The 19,788-nt window shown below is 42.1% G+C and carries 16 protein-coding genes; 13 read left to right on the plus strand and 3 right to left on the minus strand.

All coding sequences use genetic code 11. The features are described from left to right. Positions 1 to 50 precede the first annotated feature (50 nt). From thrA to A923_RS0112680, 12 genes are all read left to right on the plus strand, one after another. A complete protein-coding gene (thrA, locus tag A923_RS0112625; protein WP_017222040.1) occupies positions 51 to 2,510 on the plus strand; it encodes a bifunctional aspartate kinase/homoserine dehydrogenase I in 2,460 nt (819 codons plus the stop codon). Between the two features lie 2 nt (positions 2,511 to 2,512). Next, positions 2,513 to 3,469 (plus strand): homoserine kinase, encoded by a 957-nt coding sequence (gene thrB, locus A923_RS0112630; RefSeq protein WP_017222041.1) that lies wholly within the window; start codon positions 2,513 to 2,515, stop codon positions 3,467 to 3,469. A 97-nt stretch (positions 3,470 to 3,566) separates the two neighbouring features. After that, positions 3,567 to 4,865, plus strand: a complete 1,299-nt coding sequence (thrC, locus tag A923_RS0112635) for a threonine synthase (RefSeq protein WP_017222042.1) — start codon at positions 3,567 to 3,569, stop codon at positions 4,863 to 4,865. A gap of 260 nt (positions 4,866 to 5,125) precedes the next feature. After that, positions 5,126 to 5,992: an acyl-CoA thioesterase II gene (gene tesB / locus A923_RS0112640; protein WP_017222043.1), complete on the plus strand. Its 867-nt coding sequence runs from the start codon at positions 5,126 to 5,128 to the stop codon at positions 5,990 to 5,992. A 193-nt stretch (positions 5,993 to 6,185) separates the two neighbouring features. Then, positions 6,186 to 7,214, plus strand: a complete 1,029-nt coding sequence (epd, locus tag A923_RS0112645) for an erythrose-4-phosphate dehydrogenase (protein WP_017222044.1) — start codon at positions 6,186 to 6,188, stop codon at positions 7,212 to 7,214. A 33-nt stretch (positions 7,215 to 7,247) separates the two neighbouring features. Further along, positions 7,248 to 8,414, plus strand: coding sequence for a phosphoglycerate kinase (locus A923_RS0112650; RefSeq protein WP_017222045.1), 1,167 nt, complete (start codon positions 7,248 to 7,250; stop codon positions 8,412 to 8,414). A gap of 133 nt (positions 8,415 to 8,547) precedes the next feature. Further along, positions 8,548 to 9,624, plus strand: a complete 1,077-nt coding sequence (gene fbaA, locus A923_RS0112655; RefSeq protein ID WP_017222046.1) for a class II fructose-bisphosphate aldolase — start codon at positions 8,548 to 8,550, stop codon at positions 9,622 to 9,624. 170 nt (positions 9,625 to 9,794) lie between these two features. Beyond that, complete coding sequence (locus A923_RS0112660) at positions 9,795 to 10,940, plus strand: cytochrome-c peroxidase (protein WP_017222047.1); 1,146 nt, start codon at positions 9,795 to 9,797, stop codon at positions 10,938 to 10,940. Positions 10,941 to 11,023: 83 nt separating this feature from the next. Beyond that, positions 11,024 to 11,533 (plus strand): hypothetical protein, encoded by a 510-nt coding sequence (locus tag A923_RS0112665; RefSeq protein ID WP_017222048.1) that lies wholly within the window; start codon positions 11,024 to 11,026, stop codon positions 11,531 to 11,533. 223 nt (positions 11,534 to 11,756) lie between these two features. Further along, on the plus strand, positions 11,757 to 13,277 hold the full coding sequence (locus A923_RS0112670) for a Na+/H+ antiporter NhaC family protein (RefSeq protein WP_017222049.1): 1,521 nt from the start codon (positions 11,757 to 11,759) through the stop codon (positions 13,275 to 13,277). 158 nt (positions 13,278 to 13,435) lie between these two features. Then, positions 13,436 to 13,708 (plus strand): helix-turn-helix domain-containing protein, encoded by a 273-nt coding sequence (locus A923_RS0112675; protein WP_017222050.1) that lies wholly within the window; start codon positions 13,436 to 13,438, stop codon positions 13,706 to 13,708. Next, the gene (locus tag A923_RS0112680) at positions 13,709 to 15,025 is read left to right on the plus strand and encodes a type II toxin-antitoxin system HipA family toxin (RefSeq protein ID WP_017222051.1); all 1,317 of its coding nucleotides are present in this window, start codon (positions 13,709 to 13,711) and stop codon (positions 15,023 to 15,025) included. 147 nt (positions 15,026 to 15,172) lie between these two features. On the opposite strand, the gene A923_RS0112685 is transcribed toward A923_RS0112680, so the two are convergent. Next, positions 15,173 to 16,297 carry an alkene reductase gene (locus A923_RS0112685; RefSeq protein WP_026006227.1) on the minus strand — a complete coding sequence of 375 codons (1,125 nt, stop codon included), beginning with the start codon at positions 16,295 to 16,297 and terminating at the stop codon, positions 15,173 to 15,175. Positions 16,298 to 16,418: 121 nt separating this feature from the next. Here A923_RS0112685 and A923_RS0112690 point away from each other — a divergent pair, with 121 nt between their 5' ends. Next, the gene (locus A923_RS0112690) at positions 16,419 to 17,327 is read left to right on the plus strand and encodes a LysR family transcriptional regulator (RefSeq protein WP_017222053.1); all 909 of its coding nucleotides are present in this window, start codon (positions 16,419 to 16,421) and stop codon (positions 17,325 to 17,327) included. A 112-nt stretch (positions 17,328 to 17,439) separates the two neighbouring features. Here the strand turns inward: A923_RS0112690 and serA are convergent, their stop codons facing one another. Both serA and rpiA read right to left on the minus strand, forming a co-directional pair. After that, positions 17,440 to 18,669, minus strand: a complete 1,230-nt coding sequence (serA, locus tag A923_RS0112695) for a phosphoglycerate dehydrogenase (RefSeq protein WP_017222054.1) — start codon at positions 18,667 to 18,669, stop codon at positions 17,440 to 17,442. A 378-nt stretch (positions 18,670 to 19,047) separates the two neighbouring features. Next, positions 19,048 to 19,704: a ribose-5-phosphate isomerase RpiA gene (rpiA, locus tag A923_RS0112700; RefSeq protein WP_017222055.1), complete on the minus strand. Its 657-nt coding sequence runs from the start codon at positions 19,702 to 19,704 to the stop codon at positions 19,048 to 19,050. Positions 19,705 to 19,788: the final 84 nt, after the last annotated feature.

The following is a 19,788-nucleotide window of genomic DNA, read 5'->3' on the forward strand; positions in this document are numbered from 1 at the left end:
CCCGTTACCATTTAGGAACGGGCTTTTTTGTATCAATTAAGGAGCAAAGGATGCGAGTTTTAAAATTTGGTGGTACATCGTTAGCGAATGCTGAACGATTTGCCTGTGCTGCAGATATCTCTGTGAGTAACATTGAACAATCACAGGTAGCATTGGTATTATCTGCGCCAGCAAAAGTCACCAACAACTTGGTTGCCGCGGTGCAACAAACAGTTCGTGGCCTTGACGCAGAGTCTTCACTCGCAGAAATCGACGGTATTTTTAATGCGCTTATTGTGGGTTTGAAAACGCAATACGTTAATTTTAATGACGAATTAGCATTCGCGCAGCTTGCAACCTCGTTAGCGACATTAAGAGAATATTTATACGGCGTTAAATTATTATCGCAATGCCCTGAAAATATTGAAGCGAAGATTTTATGTACCGGTGAAAAGCTAAGTATTGTTTGCATGGAGCAACTGTTATTAGCACGTGGTTTTAAAGTTGAAGTGATCGTGCCACAAGACAAACTTGTTGGCCAAGGTAGTGTATTAGAAGCATCGGTAGACATTGAAGCATCGCGTGCACGCTTCGAACAAGAGCCAATTAAAACTGACCACATCTATTTAATGCCTGGGTTCACTGCTGGCGACGAACAAGGCAACACGGTTGTACTTGGTCGTAATGGCTCTGATTATTCAGCAGCAGTATTAGCAGCGTGTCTGTATGCGGATTGTTGTGAGATCTGGACAGACGTAGACGGTGTTTACGCTTGTGATCCACGTTTAGTAAAAGATGCCAAATTACTGAAGACATTAAGTTACCCAGAAGCAATGGAACTGTCTTATTTTGGTGCTAAAGTTTTACACCCAAAAACGATTGCCCCGATTGCCCTGCACCACATTCCTTGTTTGATTAAGAACACCAAAAATCCAGAAGGCGAAGGCACCTTAATTGGCGGCCAAATGTCAAAAACTCAAGCTGAAGTTAAATCATTATCAGAGCTTGGTGGCATGACGATGATTAACGTATCGGGTCCCGGTATGAAAGGTATGGTTGGCATGGCTGGCCGTATTTTTGAAACTGTGTCTCGCGCCGGTGTTTCAATTGCCCTTATTACTCAGTCATCTTCAGAATACAGCGTTAGTTTCTGTATCCACAGTTATGATGCCAGCAAAGCCAAACTAGCGTTGAATAGCGAATTTAAACTCGAGATCAGTAACCAGTTACTCGAGCCTATCGAGATGCGTGATGGTTTAGCCATTGTGTCACTGGTTGGTGACGGCATGCGTAAAGCCAATGGCATCGCAGCGCGTTTCTTTACTGCATTAGCCCAAGCATCGGTTAACCTTGTTGCGATTGCGCAAGGTTCATCAGAGCGTTCTATCTCTGCGGTTATTGATGAAAGCAAAGCCAATGAAGCCATTAAAGCATCGCACGATATCTTCTTTGGTAAGCAACAATACATCGACCTGTTCTTATTAGGTTGTGGTGGTGTTGGTGCGGCATTGGTTGAACAAATTAAACGTCAAAAAGCCTTCTTAGCAAAACGTCAAATCGAGATCCGTGTATGCGGTATCGCTAATAGCCGTCAGATGTTATTAGATTCAGAAGGTTTGTCATTAACAAACTGGGCAGACGATCTTGCCGCAAGCGATATTGAATTTTCATTAACGCAACTTGAAGACTTAGTTAAAAACAGTCACATCATTAACCCGGTGATCGTGGACTGTACCAGTAATGATAACTTGGCGAGTCAGTATGTTGACTTCCTCGGCAGTGGTTTTCATGTTGTCGCGGCGAATAAGAAAGCCAACACCATGAGCATGGATTATTACCACGAGTTGCGTTCAACGGCATTAAAAACCCGTCGTCGTTTCTTATACGATACCAACGTAGGTGCTGGCCTGCCAGTGATCGAAAATCTACAGAACTTATTAAGTGCTGGTGATGAGCTAGAGCGCTTTAACGGTATTTTATCGGGTTCAATGTCATACATCTTTGGTAAATTAGATGAAGGCATGAGTTTCTCGCAAGCAACAGCGCAAGCACGCGATAATGGCTTTACGGAACCAGATCCACGTGAAGATTTAAGCGGCATGGACATCGCCCGTAAATTATTAATTATTGCCCGTGAAGCGGGCATGAATTTAACGCTAGAGCAAGTTGAAGTTGAAGAAGCAATACCAGCTGGCTTTGATGCAACAGGGACCAATGAAGAGTTCATGGCGAATCTGCCAAAAGCAGATGCGTACTTTGCTGACCTGCAAGCGACAGCAGCACAAGAAGGTAAAGTATTACGTTACATCGGCCAAATTGAAGACGGTAAATGTAAAGTATCGATCGCGGCAGTGCCAGAATCTGATCCACTGAATAAAGTCAAAGATGGCGAGAATGCGTTAGCGTTTTACAGCCGTTACTATCAACCAATCCCGATGGTATTACGTGGTTATGGTGCAGGTTCAGAAGTGACTGCAGCAGGCGTATTTGCGGATGTATTACGTACCCTTAACTGGAAGCAAGAGGTTTAGTCATGAGCATTGTTGTATTCGCACCGGCATCGGTAGCAAATGTAAGTGCAGGTTTTGATGCATTAGGTTTTCCGATTGCGCCGATCGACGGCTCACTCATCGGTGATAAAGTATTTATTACCGATGCTGACTCGGCATTTAACTTAGTCTCTAGTGGTCGTTTTAAGCATAAACTGCCTGATGATTACCGTGAAAACATCATCTATGATTGTTATCTTGGTTATGCCGCAGCGTTAGAAAAACGTGGTTTGAAGATTAAAAACATCGCCATGGAGTTAGAAAAAAACTTACCGATTGGCAGTGGTTTAGGTTCTAGTGCCGCGTCAATTGTGGCAGGCCTAGAAGCGCTGAATGTATTTCATGATAATACCCTTGGTGAACACGAAATGGTGTTACTTATGGGTGAACTGGAAGGCAAAATCAGTGGTAGCGTGCATTATGATAACGTTGCGCCTTGTGCGTTAGGTGGCATGCAATTAATGCTCAACGAAAATGGGGTGATCAGTCAATCTGTGCCTTGTTTCGATGAGTGGTATTGGGTCGTCGCTTATCCGGGCATTAGCATCTCGACTGCTGCTGCGCGTGACATATTACCAACAGAATACAGCCGTGGTGATTGTTTAACGTATGGTCGCCATTTAGCGGGCTTCATTCACGCTTGTTATAGCAAACAACAAGATCTAGCTGCGGCGATGTTGAAAGACGTGATTGCAGAACCGTATCGTTCACAGCTTATTCCTAAATTTGATGAAGTGCGTGACTATGCTAAAGAACTGGGCGCATTAGCTACCGGTATCTCAGGGTCTGGACCAACGGTATTTAACGTCATGACTGACTTAGCCCAAGCTGAAAAGTTAAAAGCCTGGTTAGACGCTAACTTTATCCAAAACGGTGATGGTTTTACCCACATCTGTAAACTGGATAAACAGGGCGCACGTGTTGTTGGTAGTGAGTTATAACCAAAGGTTGTAATAAGCTGCAGTAATAAAGAAACAAGTACTGCATGATTGTCTATCATGCAGGTAGCACCAATGATGTTTTAGGGAATGAACAACAATGAAATTATATAGCATTAAAGATCACGCAGAGACAGTCAGCTTTTCACAAGCAGTGAAACAAGGCATGGGTAAAAACCAAGGTTTGTTCTTTCCAAGCGAAATAAATCCGATTGACGATATTGATGCCTTACTAGAGATGAACCTAGTTGATCGTAGTCGCGTTATTTTACAATCACTGATCGGTGATGAATTTAGCCAACAAGAATTACATGACATTGTTGAAGGTGCGTTTAACTTTCCTGCGCCAGTGACCAAGATCAGCGATAAGATCAGTGCATTGGAATTATTCCACGGGCCGACATTGGCATTTAAAGACTTTGGCGGCCGCTTCATGGCGCAATGTCTATCTCGCCTCACCGCCGATCAAAAAGCACGCGGCGAAAAAATCACGATCCTAACCGCGACATCAGGTGATACTGGTGCTGCAGTGGCACATGCTTTCTACGGTATCGAAAATATCGAAGTCGTCGTCATGTATCCAAAAGGTAAGATCAGTTTCTTACAAGAACAAATGTTCTGTACGCTTGGCGGTAACATCCGCACTATCGCTGTAGATGGTGACTTTGATGCTTGTCAGGCATTGATGAAGCAATCATTTGATGATGCAGAACTGCGTCAGGCGATTGGCCTTAACTCAGCAAACTCGATTAACATTAGCCGTTTGATGGCGCAGATTTGTTATTACTTTGAAGCATTCGCGCAACTGCCAAAAGCACAACGTGCTCAAACAGTGGTGTCTGTGCCAAGTGGTAACTTCGGTAATCTAACAGCAGGTCTATTAGCAAAAACATTAGGCTTACCGGTTAAGCGTTTTATTGCTGCAACGAATATCAATGATACCGTGCCGCGCTATTTACAAAGCGGTGAGTGGGATCCAAAAGCAACACAAGCAACACTCTCTAATGCAATGGATGTGAGCGTACCAAGCAACTGGCCACGTATCGAAGAACTTGCGCGTGTTAAAGGTTGGGACTTATCTGACTTATCTGAGTTGGCCTCTGACTGTTTATCTGATGAAGATACCAAGCAAGCTGTTGTAGCACTCGATGAGCAAGGTTACTTATGTGAACCGCATGGTGCGATAGCCTATGATCGTTTAGCAGCACAGCTAGGCGAAGATGAATTCGGCTTATTCTTATGTACTGCGCATCCTGCGAAGTTCAAAGAGTCTGTTGAAGAAATTCTTGGTCGCGATATTGGTTTACCACAAGAATTAGCCGATTGCGCCGACAAGCCAAACTTATCGGTTGATATGGCCAATGATTTTGCCGCATTACGTGCATTATTGATGGCGTAGACTAGCCTTAGTAACGGGCTCTCACATTTTGTGAGTATACCTTGTTTTTATGTCTCTATAGATGACATGACAACAAGGTATTTTTTTGTCTTTATTTTCTTTACCAATCTGATTATTAAGGCTTAAACGCTCAATTTAGTTAAATTTATGTTATTTCAGCACTGCAATATCAGCAATTATCGCTTGAATATCTTTGATAACAGGGGTAGCGTTGCTCACCTCGTACTAAAATAGTCACTTCGATTTAAAATAAGGCACTTATGGGTAAGGTATTAAAAGATCTGCTTGGACAGTTAACGTTAGAAACCATTGAAGAAGGGATCTATCGTGGTCAAAGTCAAGATTTAGGATTTGGCGCTGTATTTGGCGGCCAAGTGATGGGACAAGCATTATCGGCAGCAAAAGAAACCGTTTCAGCCGATCGCAAGGTGCATTCGTTTCATTCTTATTTCCTGCGTGCTGGTGATGTTAAAAAACCGATTATTTACGAAGTTGAAAAAATTCGCGATGGTGGTTCGATTACCACTCGCCGTATTCGTGCCATTCAAAATGGCCAAGCTATTTTCTACATGACAGCGTCTTATCAGATTGAACGTGAAGGTTACGACCATCAAGATATCATGCCGGATGTACCACCACCGGAAGACCTGCTTTCAGAACAAGACCATGTGTTATCGCTGCGTGATGAGTTACCAGATGATATCTGTGCCAAATTTGTGTGTGAAAGACCGATTGAAATGCGCCCTGTGCATTATCTTGATCCGCTTAACGAAGCGAAATCATCACCAGAGCGCTACATTTGGTTTAAAGCCAATGGTCAAATGCCAGACGATGCCCGTATTCATAAATATCTATTAGCCTACGCGTCTGACTTCTGCTTCTTACCAACGGCATTGCAACCACACGGTAAAGGTTTCATGAGCCCGAACATGCAAGTGGTGACCATAGATCATTCAATGTGGTTCCACCGTGATTTCCGCATGGACGACTGGTTACTTTATGCCGTAGATAGCTCTAGTGCCTCAGGTTCTCGTGGCTTAGTGCGCGGTCGTTTCTTTACCCGCGATGGCAAAATGGTCGCAACAACTATGCAAGAAGGGTTAATTCGTAACCGAGAGATCGCTTAATTACGTACTTAATTACCTAATAGGACAACATTTCGGTTAAAACAGCCGAAATGTTGTTTTATTACGAAAATTTGTGGGCGGGATCATGCTTTCCTGAAATTTATATACATTTCCTATCCCAGCATATTCGCTTATGCCTAAATTTAATCTACAATGAAGTTCGTTTTTTGTTATTAGGTATTCAACCCCGATTATGTCAATTAGAGTTGCGATTAATGGTTACGGACGAATTGGACGCAGTGTTGTCCGAGCGTTGTATGAAAGTAACCGTCAGGACGAAATTAAGATCGTTGTGATCAACGAACTCGCCGATCCTGAAGCGATAGTACACTTAACTCAATATGACTCAACGCATGGTCGTTTTCCTTTCTCAGTGCAACTGGGCGATAACATTCTACAAATCGAAAATGATTGTATTCATTTAGTGCGTCATCCCGAGTTAGCTGATTTACCTTGGCTGGAACATGATATTGATATCGTGCTTGACTGTACGGGTATCTTTGGCACTAAAGCGGATGCCGAAGCACATATTGCTGCCGGCGCTAAAAAAGTTATTTTTTCCCATCCAGCCAGTTCGGATGTTGATGCCACGGTTGTCTTTGGCGTTAACCATGAACAGCTAACGGGTGCTGAGACATTTATCTCCGGTGCATCTTGTACGACTAACTGCATGGTGCCCGTTATTAATACGCTCGATGCAGCGTTTGATATTAAATGTGGCACGATCACCACGATTCACTCAGCAATGAATGATCAACCTGTTATTGACTCTTACCATTCCGACTTACGCCGCACACGTGCTGCAAGTCATTCTATTATTCCGGTTGATACAAAATTAGCGGCAGGTATTGAACGTATCTTGCCAAAATTTGCCAATAAATTTGAAGCGATTGCAGTGCGCGTTCCTACCTTGAACGTAACGGCAATGGATTTGAGTATTACGGTAAGCAAAAGTGTCACTATCGAAGATATTAACAATTGCTTACACGCGGCAGCAGAAACCGAATTAAAAGGGATCTTGGGTTATACCGAGGCCCCATTAGTATCGATAGACTTTAACCACGACCCTCGCTCTAGCATCATTGATGGCACTCAAACACGAGTCAGCGATGGTCACTTGGTTAAATTGTTAGCCTGGTGTGATAACGAATGGGGCTTTGCTAACCGTCTACTTGATACGACTTATTACATCGCTACGCTAGCGAAAAATAGATTGAAATAAATTTTATAAAATTGATAGCTTAAGGATTGAACGATGAATATTATTAAAATGAAAGATCTTGATCTTGCAGGTCAACGTGTATTAATTCGTGCTGATTTAAACGTACCAATTAAAAATGGCAAAGTAACATCTGACGCGCGTATCCGTGCTTCATTACCAACAATCAAACTTGCACTTGCTGCGGGCGCAAAAGTGATGGTTACATCACACCTTGGACGTCCAACTGAAGGTGAATTCGCTCAAGAGTTCTCACTAGAGCCTGTTGTAAACTACCTTAAAGAAGCGTTAGAAAATAACGTTGTACTAGCAAGTGATTACCTAGACGGTTTAGAACTAAACGCAGGTGAATTAGTTGTACTAGAAAACGTACGCTTTAATAAAGGCGAAAAGAAAAACGAAGAAGGTCTATCAAAAGCATACGCAGCATTATGTGATGTATTTGTAATGGACGCATTTGGTACGGCTCACCGTGCTCAAGCATCTACACACGGCGTAGGCATGTACGCACCTGTTGCTTGTGCTGGTCCACTACTAAGTGCTGAACTTGAAGCACTAGGCAAAGCAATGGACAAGCCTGCTCGTCCAATGTTAGCAATCGTTGGTGGTTCTAAAGTATCAACTAAACTTACCGTACTTGATTCATTATCAACGATTGCTGATCAGCTAGTTGTTGGTGGCGGTATCGCGAATACATTCATCGCAGCACAAGGCCACAACGTTGGTAAATCACTGTGTGAACATGACCTAGTTGATACAGCTAAAGCATTAATGGCTAAATGTGAAATCCCAGTAGCAACTGATGTATTAGTAGCAACTGAATTTTCAGAAACAGCTGAAGCAACATTGAAAGCAGCATCAGACGTAAACGATGATGACATGATCTTCGATTTAGGTCCTGAATCTGCAAACAAACTTGCTGAAATGATTAAAGAAGCTAAAACAATTATCTGGAATGGTCCAGTTGGCGTATTTGAATTCGCTAACTTTTCACAAGGTACAGAAATCATTGGCCGCGCAATTGCAGAAAGTGATGCTTTCTCTATCGCTGGTGGCGGTGACACATTAGCAGCTATCGACCAATTCGGTCTAACTGATGGTATCTCTTATATCTCTACAGGTGGCGGCGCGTTCCTTGAGTTTGTAGAAGGTAAAGTATTACCAGCAGTAGCTATGTTAGAAGAACGTGCGAAAAACGGCTAACGCATAACGAATCGTTGTTTTGTTGCTACGGCTCTCGCTATATAAAGTTAGATTAACTGTGGCAGCAAAAGTATTTTAAAAATTAGTACTGAATGACTCAGTACTCAAATATTTAAACAATAAGGCTAATATTATGTCTAAGATCTTTGATGTTGTAAAACCAGGTGTTGTAACAGGCGATGACGTGCAAAAAGTTTTTGCAATTGCTAAAGAAAACAACTTCGCTCTACCTGCTGTAAACATGGTAAGCACTGATTCAATCAACGGTGCATTAGAAGCGGCTAAAAAATCTAATTCTCCAGTGATTATTCAGTTCTCACACGGCGGCGCTGCATTCTTCGCTGGTAAAGGTATTGGTCTTGAAGGTCACGGCGGTTCTATCATGGGCGCTATCGCCGGTGCTAAATACGTACACGTGATGGCTGAATCTTATGGTGTTCCAGTTATCATCCATACAGATCACGCGGCTAAGAAATTACTACCTTGGATCGACGGACTACTAGACGCTGGTGAAGAATTCTTCGCACAAACTGGTAAGCCACTATTCAGCTCACACATGTTAGATCTTTCTGAAGAGTCTTTAGAAGAAAACATCGCGACTTGTGGTGAATACCTAACGCGTATGGCTAAGATGGAAATGACTATCGAAATCGAGCTAGGTTGTACTGGTGGTGAAGAAGATGGCGTAGATAACTCTGACATGGACGCATCTGAACTTTATACTTCTCCAGAAGACGTTGCATACGCTTACGAAAAACTGAACGCTATCAGCCCACGTTTCACTATCGCTGCCTCTTTCGGTAACGTACACGGTGTATACAAGCCAGGTAACGTTGTACTTACTCCAACTATCCTACGTGATTCACAAGCATACGTTTCAGAGAAATTTGGCCTACCAGCTAACTCTCTAAACTTCGTATTCCACGGTGGTTCAGGTTCTTCAGAAGCTGAAATCCAAGAATCAATCGGTTACGGTGTTATCAAAATGAACATCGATACTGATACACAGTGGGCTACTTGGGAAGGTATCAAAGACTACTACGAAGGTAAGAAAGAATTCCTTCAAGGCCAAATCGGTAACCCGACTGGCGTTGATGCGCCAAACAAGAAGCATTATGACCCACGTGTATGGTTACGCGCTGGTCAAACAAGTCTTGTAGCGCGTCTAGAACAAGCTCACAAAGACCTAAACAGCGTAGACGTACTATAATTATCCGTTAATATTCGGATTATTTAGTCAGTTAGTTGTTAATGCCGCAGACCTCAGGTCTGCGGCATTTTTTTTACCATAAATAGCGCATAACAAAAAGGAAGTAGTTGAAGGATAATATATTTTAAGTAAACTCTGCGTTTTCATCTTATTGATTAACATATAAATAAATGTATATAACTAAATGTGTAAGCTGGATAGTCATCAGCTGTATTGTTGGCGCTAAACTGGCAATTGCAGCATCCGCTCCTACATCAGTATCAGCACCAAAGATTGAGTTAGGACGTTATCTTTTTAACGATGTCAGATTATCTAAATTTGGTAACCGCAGCTGTGCACTCTGCCATTCGCCTTTCCATGGTTGGAGTAACACCTTTAGCAAGACGCCTGATATCCATGGCAATATATCCGCACTGAATACTCCATCCTTACTTAATGCTGTCGACTTCACTACTTATATGCAAGGCAGTCGTGATTTAACCGACTTAGCCGAAACCATTAAACGTCCGTTATTATCAACATCCCCAGAAGAAATGGGCATGAAAGAGCAATTGTTGGTATCACGTCTGCAGCGTGAATCTTTGCTATACGCGCCCTTATTTATGAGCGCCTTTGGTAGTACACAAATAACTCTGGAAAAAGTATTGCAGGCGTTGGCTGAATACGTAAAGACAATCCGTTCTACAGACACGTCTTATCATCGCTATCTTGAGCAAGCTGATATAAACCAACTAACACCAGCACAGCAGAAAGGCTTGGTGCTGTTTAAAAGTGAACGGTTGAATTGTACTGCTTGCCACAGTGGCGTGCTGCTGAATCGTCGCACAGATGCACGCGAGACTGATTTTGCTAATACCGGTCTCTATGGCATTGAATCCGAGGGGGGATATATCTATCCGCCAGCCGCATCTGGTTTGCAGAGTACAAGCGGGCGGATTGAAGATAATGGTAAATTTAGGATCCCGTCTTTAATCAATGTCACTGCCACAGGACCTTGGGGCCATGATGGTAGCTTTAGCACATTAGGCGCTGTTATTGACAGTTATGCTCGCGGTGGGCGCTTGACGGTTTCAGGTGCTAACCAAGGAGATGGCAAAAAGCATCTTCAAAAAGATCCCTTAATCACGGGCTTCAATTTAACGCCATTAGAGCGCTCGCAATTATTACGTTTTTTAGAGGCGCTCGCGATCCCTGTGCCACCGCAATTAACCCAACATGCATCGCCATTCTGCGCCTTGGTGCAATTACCTGGCAGGGTGGATGTGGCTAATTGCATTCTGCCGTTTATCTATCGTGGTAATGAAAATACCCATTAACACTATTATAAATACGATAAATACGATAAATACGATAAATACGATAAATAAGATAAATACAATAAACACACAGGAAAAATAGCATGATGAAGTTAAATAAAGTGGTATTTACGTCAGTACTACTGTTATTGAATACCCCCGTTTTTGCGGCTGACCATGACGTTAAAGTGATAACAGACAATGAACAGCGTAATGCCTATTTCGAGCAAGATTATGCAAATGCATGTACGCAATTACTGCAATCTGATTTGCAACTTCCTGCGACAAAGGAAATCGCCGCGCAGCATGAAATCAATGTAAATATTGATAGTGGTTATCGCCTAAAAATGAATGAAAACGGGGTTGGTTATTTGCAACTTGCTATTACCGAGTGGGGTGAGAAACTGGTTTTATTCTCCAGTAACAACGTGAATATAGCGATTAAAGGTGCTGATATTACCGGTGCTAACATCGTCAATTTAGCTTGCGAAGATAAAGATAAAAAAATTACCCATGTTAATACCCATGAATGGGGTAGCTATATCATGACCTTAACGGCTGCGCCAAACAGTTGGGTTGAATTAGCCATTATTAAAGAAGTAAGCAAAGGTTAATCAATATTGTTCGTCGTTATCCGTTGTAATTAATCAATGATAATTCAAATGATTATTTTTTTAGCTATATCTTCTAATTACTTAGCCTTATTTGTTATTACTGGCTATTAAATTAAGGATACGGCTATGAAAAATATAGTTTTGAATGTATATTCATTAATAGTGAATATTTAATTGATTTTAAAGTGTTACGTTAAACACGTAAACAAGGAAGGATAACGAAATGGAACAAACAGATATTAGCTCACTACTGCCGATCATCATTACTTTGGTATTGTCGCTCTCTACGCGTAATGTGGTGATTGGTTTATTCGCAGGTGTGCTAACCGGCGTGTTTATGCTGAATGGATTACAACCCTTAGACGCGTTTGGTATTATGGTTAAAGACCACTTGGTGCCACAATTAACCGATGGTTATAACGCCGGAGTATTGGTGTTATTAGTGTTCATTGGTGGTTTTGTTGCCTTGATGGAACAGTCGGGTGGTGGTCAAGCCTTTGCCGAAAAAGTAACGCATTGGATCAGCACGAAATGTAAAGCCCAACTGTCTGCTTGGTTTGGTGGTATTTTTATCTTCTTCTCGGATCTCGGTACGCCATTAATTGTCGGTCCGGTATTCCGTCCGCTGTTTGAAAAGCTAAAACTGTCTCGTCAGAAATTAGCGTTTATTATTGATTCAACCTCATCACCTGTGGCTATCCTGATCCCATTTATTGGTTGGGGTGTGTATATCATGGGGCTGATTCAAAAAGAGTTCACGGCGTTATCGTTAGAGACTTCAGATTGGCAGGCGTTTATTAATGCGATCCCATTCCAGTTCTATGCGTTCCTGGCTATTTTCATTGTGCCGTTAGTGGCGATTAAAAAACTCGATTTTGGACCAATGGCGGAAGCCGAGGCACAAGCGCAGAAAGGCATATTTACAGGTCAAAGCCAAGAAACACTTACCGCGTTTACCCATAAAAATGCTAAACCTTCATTTGTATGGGCACCGTTATTAGTGATGGCTGTGGTATTAGTTAGCATGTTGGGGCCACTGGGTTTCCCGTTTGAAAAAGTATCGGGTTCGGCATTTAGAGCGGCGTTATCTACGTCATACTTATTTGCGGCCATGACGTTATTGATTTTGATGGCGGTATACGGCGTGCGTAATTTAACGGACGGTATTGCGGTGTACTTAAAAGGCATGGGCAACATGATGCAAGTGGCGATCATCTTAGTCTTGGCTTGGACCTTAAGTGGTATCGGTAAAGATTTAGGCACTGCGGCGTATATTGCAGAACAAGCACAGGGTGGCTTCCCAAATTGGTTAGTACCAGCGGTGGCGTTCTTGCTTGCGGCGATTATTTCGTTTGCGACGGGGTCTTCATGGGGCACATTCGCTATCATGATGCCATTGGTGATACCAACGGCAGTGGCCATTGATGCACCGCTATATGCCAGTATTGGCGCGGTATTATCTGGCGGTTTGTTTGGCGATCATTGTTCTCCTATTTCGGAAACAACGATTCTGTCATCAACAGGCGCAGGCTGTGACCAGTATGAACATTTCCGTACCCAATTACCGTATGCGTTATTAAATGGCGGTATCGCGCTAATCAGCTTTGTTATCGCGGGTATCTTCGAAACACCCTGGGTATTGCTGGGCGCGTTAGTGCTGCAAGTCAACAGTGTGTACTTGTTAGCGCAATGGCATCAGCATAAGCAAGTCGCTAAAGAACAAGGGCAGTTAAGTCAGGTTTAAAACTAACCCCATCCTAGCCTTCCCCTTAAAAAAGGGAAGGGACAGAGCAAACTCTTCCCCCCTCCGTTTACCTGCTACAGCGTGTAAAACTTGCTTTACCTGTTATAGCGTGTAGAATTATATTTACCTGTTATAGCGTGTAAAGGTCGGTAATCAATATGAAAATTACTTCAGCGAAACAATTAGCAAATACATTACAAGATACCAGAAAGACTAAGTCATTATCTCAAACGGATGTCGCCAAGCAAGTTGGGATAAGGCAGGATACTGTGTCTAAATTCGAACTTAACCCAGATAGCACCAAACTTGATACGTTATTTAAAATGTTAGCTGCGCTAAATTTAGAACTGCATGTTGCACCGCGAGGTGAGAATTTACCATTTGCAACCGAAAACCTTAAAAGTAATGCGACTTGGAAAGAGGAATGGTAAATGGATAAGCTTAACGTTGCTATGAATGGTTATCTTGTTGGTGTTTTAGCTAAGACGGCAACGGGAGCCCATATATTTACCTATTCGAGCGATTGGTTAAGTCAAACAGGTGCTCGACCAATTTCATTATCCTTACCGCTACGAACAGCGCCATATAAAGGTGATGCAGTTTTTAATTTCTTTGATAATCTGTTACCCGATAATATTCAAGTCCGAGAACGGGTAGTCGCACGTCATGGGGCAAACTCAAGTCAGCCTTTTGATCTATTAGCTGAAATAGGACGTGATAGTGTCGGAGCATTACAAATTTATCCGCCAAATGAATTACCTGCTGATATTACTAAGATTGAAGGTAAAGCGCTTGATGATGCCCATATCGCAAGAGTTCTAAATGGTTACCAATCATCAGCACCATTAGGCATGATTGCGGATGAAGATGAATTTCGTATATCAATTGCAGGGGCACAAGAAAAAACAGCATTACTTAAAATTGATTCTCAATGGTATTTACCATTTGGAAGTACACCAACAACACATATTATTAAGCTACCTATTGGTACTATTCAAAGTCATTCTTTTACCCTTGATTTAAGTGACAGTGTAGAAAATGAGTTGGTATGTATGCTGCTCGCAAAACAATATGGATTAGATACAGCTGAATGCTCAATTTTAAGTGTAGAGGGGATTAAGGCGCTTGCAGTCGAACGTTTTGATCGTAAACGGTCTGCCGATAAAAAATGGATCATGCGTTTACCGCAAGAAGATTTTTGTCAGGTGATGAATGTAAATTCAGGACGAAAGTATGAGCAAGATGGTGGTCCTGGGATTAAAGATATCATGCAGTATTTACTCTCATCAGATAGACCAAAACATGATCGTAGCGAGTTTATGAAATCGCAGGTGCTATTTTGGTTATTGGCTGCTTCTGATGGACATGCGAAAAACTTTTCGGTATTTATTAAATCGGGTGGCGGTTATCAGCTTACTCCACTGTATGACATCATTTCAACCTACCCATTAATGCAAGGAACAGGTCTTAGAGCTCAAAAGGTTAAATTAGCAATGGGTCTTTATACATCAAAAGAAGGCTCACAAGCGCGTAAATATCATTGGCAGAAAATGTTACCGAGACATTTTATAGCAACAGCAAAAGCCGTTGGTTTTAGTGAGACTGAAATGCAAAAAATATTAACCGATTTTAAAGTTAAAACGCCGGAAGTGATTAATCAAGTAAGAGCACAATTACCAGACGATTTTCCTACGCATATTAGTGAAGTCATATTTGATGGTGTTACTAAAATGGCAGCACGATTGTAGGGAAAGGGACAGAGCAAACCCCATCCTAGCCTTCCCCTTGAAAAGGGAAGGGACAAAACAAACTATCTCCCCCCGTTTACCTGCTATAGCGTGTAAAAGTGGTTTTACCTGTTATAGCAGGTAAAGTGGGGTTGTGAGTGGCTTTAACTAAGCGCTATATTCCGCATAATCTGCGTAACCGACTTCTGTACCACCGTACATGGTTGTCGGATCAGCGTCATTGAATGACCACTCATTTTTAATGCGCGCTGGTAAATCTGGGTTGGCAATGAAGGGGCGACCAAAACCAAAGATATCACCGTAACCTAGGTTAAGAATATGTTTGGCTTTTTCTACCGAGTACTTACCTGCATACATGATGAGGCCAGAAAATGTGTCACGCACGTCTTTATAAAAAGCGTCAGGTAAATCAGGGGCATTATCCCAATCAGCTTCTGCTAATGACAAGTAACCAATACCGATGTTTTCGATGGTTTTAATCGCTTCGATATAAGTCTCATGGGGATTTTCTTCCACTAAACCAAGATAAACACGGACATCGTCAGTCGTGGCAAACAGAGGTGCAAATCGCACGCCGACATGTTCTTTACCCACTTCATCAGCAACCGCTTGGGTGATTTCTTTTAAGAAACGTAAGCGATTTTCTAAACTGCCACCGTATTCATCGGTGCGTTTATTACTGTGCTCTGAAATAAATTGATTCACTAAATAACCGTTAGCACAATGTAATTCAACACCATCAAAACCGGCAGCCATGGCGTTGCGAGCAGCTTGAGCATAAAGGGCGACGAGTTCTTTTACTTCAAGAGTAGATAGTTCACGTGGCATGCTTGGGTCTGCTAATGCCCCTTCACCTGGACCTGTTTCAATGAACACTTTCACATTATCCGCTCTGATTGCAGAAGGGGCGATTGGTGCTGCGCCATCGGGTTGTAAAGTGGTATGTGAAACACGGCCAACGTGCCACAGTTGAGCAAAGATAATACCGCCGGCATCATGCACCGATTTAGTGACGATTTTCCAACCTTCAATTTGTTCATCTGAGTAAATACCCGGTGTCCAAGCATAACCCTGGCCACGCGCTTCAATTTGAGTACCTTCAGTGACCATAAACCCAGCAGAAGCGCGTTGCGTATAGTACTTAGCCATTAACTCATTCGGAATATTGTTAGGTTGCGTACTACGTGAACGTGTTAACGGTGGCATGACGATACGGTTTTTTAAAACGTGAGCGCCAAGTTTAGTTGGTGTGAACAATATATCGTTTTTCATTGTGGTCTCAATTGTTGTGGTAGTTATCATTACGGTATTTACCATAGTAGGGCTAATGAGTTGAACTATATCCTTGCTTAGGTACAATGAAAATCAAGTGAAGCATGTATGAGAAACAACTATGGCTGATATCAGCAAGCTGGAAATAAAACAATTACGGGTACTCGCTGCGTTATTACAACTACATAGCTTAACGAAAGCAGCCACAAAACTAGGTATCACCCAGCAAGCGGTGAGTGAACAACTGAAAAAACTCCGTGATATATTCCAAGATAGATTATTTATTCGTGGTAGTCATGGTGTTATCCCTACGCCCAAAGCACAAGAACTAGCCCCAAAAATACAACAGATATTAATGGCCATTGGTGAATTAACTGAATTAGCAGAATTTGACCCACAACGCTTAAATGGGGTCTATAAAATTAGCGCATCAGACTATGCCATGCGCGTTATTTTACCGCCTTTGTTAGTGCAAATTAGATTGCACGCCCCGCATTTAAAAATAATCATTCGCCGGTTTGAATCTGATAATTTAAATCAGTTAATGGCCACGGGAGAAGTCGATTTAGCGCTTACCTTTCCTGCCTTTATTCCGGCCACTTGTCCGTCGATGTTGTTATACGAAGAACAGCATGTTTGTGTTGCACCGAAGGCGATTGCGCATGAATATAAGGGACTTAGTTTAAAAGAGATTGCTGCCGCGCCACAATTAGTTATTTCTCCTTCACGCGCGAACTTAAAGGGATCGGCTGATGAATGGTTTGCTGCAAAGGGCTTCCAGCGTAATATTATTATGTCACTACCGAGTTTTTCAGCGGCGCCAGATTGTATTGAAGCGATGGGGGTCTTAGCATTTTTACCCTCACGCATGTTACCGAATGATAAATTAGTGGAAGTCGTATTACCTGAGGCATTACCGAGTTTTGAGGTTATTGCAGCGTGGCATCAACGCTCGAGTCAAACTCAGTTACACCAGTGGATCACCGGGTTATTACGTGCGCTCTACTTACCTAAATACCTAAATAAATAAACAAACAAAGACACAAAACAAAAAAAGCCTGTCAGCGTAAACTGACAGGCTTTTTAAATTCCCTGCGCTTTAACTATAAAAAGCGAAAGGGAGGGTTAGGATAGAGTCTATCCTAGTGTAATAGACGCGCGCGGATAGTACCGTCAATTGTTTTTAGTTTAGCTAAACCACGTTCAGCATGGTCACTTTCAACATCAATAACCACATAACCAATATCACCGACAGTTTGTAGATACTGACCTGAAATATTTACACCTTCTTCAGCAAATGCTTGCGTGATCTGGCTTAGAATACCTGGTTGGTTATGGTGAATATGCATCAAACGGCTTGAACCTTGGTGTGTCGGTAGTGAAACTTCAGGGAAGTTAACTGCAGACAAGGTTGAACCATTATCAGAATATTTAGTGAGTTTACCTGCTACTTCATAGCCGATGTTTGCTTGTGCTTCTTGCGTGCTACCACCAACGTGCGGTGTTAGGATCACATTATCAAATTCACGTAACGGTGAAATAAATTCATCGTTATTTGATGATGGTTCAACAGGGAATACATCAATCGCCGCGCCAGAAATTTTCTTGCTTGCCAGTGCAGAAGCAAGGGCGTCAATATCAACGACAGTACCGCGTGAAGCATTAATGAAGATTGCACTTTGTTTCATCTGTGCAAATTCAACTTCGCCCATCATCAATTTCGTTTGTGGGGTTTCTGGTACGTGCAGCGAGATAATGTCAGACGTCGCTAACAAGTCTTGCATGTTCATAACCTGCGTCGCATTACCCAAAGAAAGCTTGGTTTCAATGTCATAATACTTAACGCGCAGACCTAAATTTTCAGCCAGAATACTTAATTGAATACCGATATGGCCATAACCAATAATACCCAACTGCTTACCACGTGCTTCGTAAGAACCCGTTGCTGACTTAAGCCATTCGCCACGGTGTGCTTTTGCATTCTTCTCTGGAATACCACGTAATAATAATAAAATTTCGCCAAGTACGAGTTCTGCCACACTACGGGTGTTCGAGAACGGGGCGTTAAACACAGGGATCGCAGCTTTCTGAGCGGCAGCCAGATCAACCTGATTAGTACCAATACAAAAACAGCCAATACCAACAAGTTTTTCAGCTGCTGCAATGACGTTTGCATTTAGGTGAGTACGTGAACGAATACCAACAAAATGGACATCTTTAATTTTTTCACACAGTTCTTCTTCACTTAATGCGGTTTTAATCGACTCGATATTGCTGTAGCCGGCATCAGTAAATGTATCAACTGCACTTTGGTGTAGTCCTTCAAGCAGTAATATCTTGATTTTATCTTTCGGAAGAGAGAAGTTGGTCATGTAAATTCCTTTATCACATAATTCGTAAATCGCACTAGCTATTTTGTAAACCGAACGAAACTAGTTCCGTAAATCGCACTAATTGCTAAAGTAGCAGGTTTCTTTTCATTAGTGAATGTTTGTGACGAAAATCAAACAAAATAGTTAATTTGTGATTGACGGGGGCTTGATTTTCTTAGTTTTTTAGACTTTTAGGACTATAAAAATGTTTATCTATCAAATATAGTTTAATATAACTGGTTGTTATACTTATATAATATAGCGTGTTGATAAAAGACATAGAGCATTACAAGCGATATGGCTAGGTATTAGGAAGGCATGCGTAAAACAGGGATAAAGGGTGAGTCGGTGCTATTCGATAGCACCAACTTCGCATTATTATTTAGTGGTAATAACGCCATTTTGCGTGCCTGTTAGCACAATATCTGCGCCACGAGCCGCAAACAAACCATTTGTTACTACGCCTACGATGCCGTTAATGGCAATTTCGAGGGCTTTCGGATCTTTAATCTGCATGTGGTAAACATCAATAATAATATTGCCGTTATCGGTAACCACACCTTCACGGTAAACCGGATCACCGCCAAGTTTAAGTAATTCACGGCCCACGTAAGAACGCGCCATCGGGATCACTTCAACCGGTAATGGGAAATTACCTAATACATCGACATTTTTAGTGTCATCAATAATACACACGAATTTTTGCGCAACAGCTGACACAATCTTTTCACGTGTTAGCGCTGCGCCACCACCTTTAATCATGTTTTTACCATTATCAATTTCGTCTGCGCCATCGACATAGATATCAAGTTGCGCGACGCTGTTTAAATCAAATACTTCAATACCCAGTGCTTCTAAACGTTGCGTTGATGCGATTGAGCTTGAAACTGCACCTTGAATATCTTCACGGATTGTACCCAGCGCATCAATAAAATGATTAACGGTTGAACCGGTACCCACACCAACGATACTGCCTTTTTCAACATATTCTAATGCTGCCCAGCCTGCTGCTTTTTTTAATTCATCTTGAGTCATGTTATATCCATTTATATTGATTGGTGTGTCGCGTGATCGTGTTGTATTGCGTTCTGATTATATACTTAAATTCCCCTAATATGC

Origin of the sequence: Moritella dasanensis ArB 0140 (assembly GCF_000276805.1) — a bacterium.
Lineage (GTDB): Bacteria > Pseudomonadota > Gammaproteobacteria > Enterobacterales > Moritellaceae > Moritella > Moritella dasanensis.

What these genes read in the sequence shown, in the direction of transcription:
- A923_RS0112650 (WP_017222045.1), top strand. Translation starts at nt 7,248, where the DNA reads ATGAATATTATTAAAATGAAAGATCTTGATCTTGCAGGTCAACGTGTA.
- epd (WP_017222044.1), top strand. Translation starts at nt 6,186, where the DNA reads ATGTCAATTAGAGTTGCGATTAATGGTTACGGACGAATTGGACGCAGT.
- serA (WP_017222054.1), bottom strand. Translation starts at nt 18,669, where the DNA reads ATGACCAACTTCTCTCTTCCGAAAGATAAAATCAAGATATTACTGCTT.
- A923_RS0112685 (WP_026006227.1), bottom strand. Translation starts at nt 16,297, where the DNA reads ATGAAAAACGATATATTGTTCACACCAACTAAACTTGGCGCTCACGTT.
- A923_RS0112690 (WP_017222053.1), top strand. Translation starts at nt 16,419, where the DNA reads ATGGCTGATATCAGCAAGCTGGAAATAAAACAATTACGGGTACTCGCT.
- A923_RS0112670 (WP_017222049.1), top strand. Translation starts at nt 11,757, where the DNA reads ATGGAACAAACAGATATTAGCTCACTACTGCCGATCATCATTACTTTG.
- A923_RS0112665 (WP_017222048.1), top strand. Translation starts at nt 11,024, where the DNA reads ATGATGAAGTTAAATAAAGTGGTATTTACGTCAGTACTACTGTTATTG.
- A923_RS0112660 (WP_017222047.1), top strand. Translation starts at nt 9,795, where the DNA reads ATGTATATAACTAAATGTGTAAGCTGGATAGTCATCAGCTGTATTGTT.
- thrB (WP_017222041.1), top strand. Translation starts at nt 2,513, where the DNA reads ATGAGCATTGTTGTATTCGCACCGGCATCGGTAGCAAATGTAAGTGCA.
- tesB (WP_017222043.1), top strand. Translation starts at nt 5,126, where the DNA reads ATGGGTAAGGTATTAAAAGATCTGCTTGGACAGTTAACGTTAGAAACC.
- thrC (WP_017222042.1), top strand. Translation starts at nt 3,567, where the DNA reads ATGAAATTATATAGCATTAAAGATCACGCAGAGACAGTCAGCTTTTCA.
- rpiA (WP_017222055.1), bottom strand. Translation starts at nt 19,704, where the DNA reads ATGACTCAAGATGAATTAAAAAAAGCAGCAGGCTGGGCAGCATTAGAA.
- A923_RS0112680 (WP_017222051.1), top strand. Translation starts at nt 13,709, where the DNA reads ATGGATAAGCTTAACGTTGCTATGAATGGTTATCTTGTTGGTGTTTTA.
- thrA (WP_017222040.1), top strand. Translation starts at nt 51, where the DNA reads ATGCGAGTTTTAAAATTTGGTGGTACATCGTTAGCGAATGCTGAACGA.
- A923_RS0112675 (WP_017222050.1), top strand. Translation starts at nt 13,436, where the DNA reads ATGAAAATTACTTCAGCGAAACAATTAGCAAATACATTACAAGATACC.
- fbaA (WP_017222046.1), top strand. Translation starts at nt 8,548, where the DNA reads ATGTCTAAGATCTTTGATGTTGTAAAACCAGGTGTTGTAACAGGCGAT.